This window comes from Pseudomonas sp. Kh14, assembly GCF_900291005.1.
Lineage (GTDB): Bacteria > Pseudomonadota > Gammaproteobacteria > Pseudomonadales > Pseudomonadaceae > Aquipseudomonas > Aquipseudomonas alloputida.
Genome location: NZ_OLKJ01000046.1, coordinates 1 through 1,644, shown reverse-complemented (window position 1 = coordinate 1,644; position 1,644 = coordinate 1). Strand labels below are relative to the sequence as shown.

At 56.6% G+C, this 1,644-nt stretch carries 1 protein-coding gene; it reads right to left on the bottom strand.

Going from position 1 to position 1,644, the window contains the following annotated elements:
- Window positions 1-44: 44 nt before the first annotated feature.
- Window positions 45-1,373 (bottom strand): IS110 family transposase, encoded by a 1,329-nt coding sequence (locus FQ668_RS27250; RefSeq protein WP_039612256.1) that lies wholly within the window; start codon window positions 1,371-1,373, stop codon window positions 45-47.
- Window positions 1,374-1,644: the final 271 nt, after the last annotated feature.

Here is a 1,644-nt window from a genome sequence, read left to right as displayed (position 1 = left end):
CCCGCTCTCATCAAACAAAATGCAACCCATTGTTTTTTTAAGCCTCACGCAGCCACTACCTGATACCCCAGTTTCCGGGCTTTGCGAAGCAAAGCCCGGACCTGCCGGTCTTGGCTCCTGGCTTCAAATTCCTCAAGGCCTTGCTCAACATAGGCCTGCCTTTTGGTCAGCAGGTTATAAACCAGCCGTGCCAGCTGATGCGCAGTGGCTTTGATTGCACAGCTGGTATCCATCCGGGTCAGCCTGGCTCGGTGCGATGCGCCGATGAAACCCTTGTCATTCCGAGCATTGGATGCTGCCTGTTTGAGTGCCTGAGCTGCTCGATTAATTATTTTTGGCCCACCCCCTCCCAGCCGGTGACCTCCGGAGATTCGGGTCGGGGGAGCCAGTCCCAGCCAAGAACAGAAGTGCTGCGATGAGGGGAAACGTGATAGATCAGAGCCGATCTCGCCCGCCAGCACCAAGGCCGTGTCCACGCCAATCGTCGGGATCGCCGTCAGATCCACGCCCAGTACTTTCCAGAGTGCTTGGTGCAATACCGCTTGTTGAGCACCCGTTCTATGGGGGCTACGAATGGCTTTCTTGGAAAGCCCTGGCTTACTCACCAGCACCGGCATTTGCTCCAAGGCTGCCCCTATAGCCGCGTCACAATCCGCGATTTGCTGTTCCAGAAAGTCATAGGCAGCCAGTTCCTGAGTCAGCGCATGCAAGTGCTCACGCCGCCAATTGCCATGCAGGCTACGAGCGACCGTCTCTTTGCTTGCTTTGATGCGAGGATCGGTCAATTCGGCCAACTGTGCTGGATCTCGTTCACCCTTAGTGATTGCTCGCAGAATCTTCATGCCAGTTACACCGGAGATGTCGCTGATGACATTTGCGAGCTGGATGTTCATCTGGCTCATGGCTTTCTGCATCCGGTTCAAAGTCTGGGCCTGGTCTTTCACTTTTGAACTCCGCTGCCTGACCAGCGACCGGACACAACAAGTCAGATCATCGGGACGAAAGGCGCCTCGCAGGAGTCCGTGGGTCATCAGCTGCCAGATCCACTGGCAATCCAGCACATCTGATTTACGGCCAGTGATCTGTCGTGTCGCTCGGGCGTTGACGAGGTAAACGTCAAAGCCACGTTCGCTGAGGACCTCGTAAACCGGAATCCAGTACACGCCAGTGGACTCCATGGCGACCACCTTGATGCTCAGGCTCTCAAGCCAGTCAGCCAGCTTGTACAGGTCATCAGTAAAAGAGGTAAACGCTCGGACAGCGTCGTCATGCCGGGGGTCGACTGCGACAAAGTGCTCACGGCCGCCGATATCGATCGCAGCGCAATCGGGATGAACGACGGTGAAGCGTTGCTTGGAAGGCTTGCGCGCCATAATGAATCCTCGGAGGATAGAGGGCGCGCGGGGCACACGGTGGCGAAAGGGTTCACTCTCTCATACGTGGTCACAGCTGATTCAGCTGATGCCTACAGGGACTTCACGCCGATACCGTGCGGATCACTCTCCTACGCGGGTGTGCGGACACACACCAGTGCTGGCTACGATCTCTGTCCCGCGCGCTTGAACCCTAACAAAGCAAAAGGCGGCTGGCCCTACCGGGCCAGCCGCCTTTTCTTTTACAAAATGTCAGCGCCACTGCAAATCT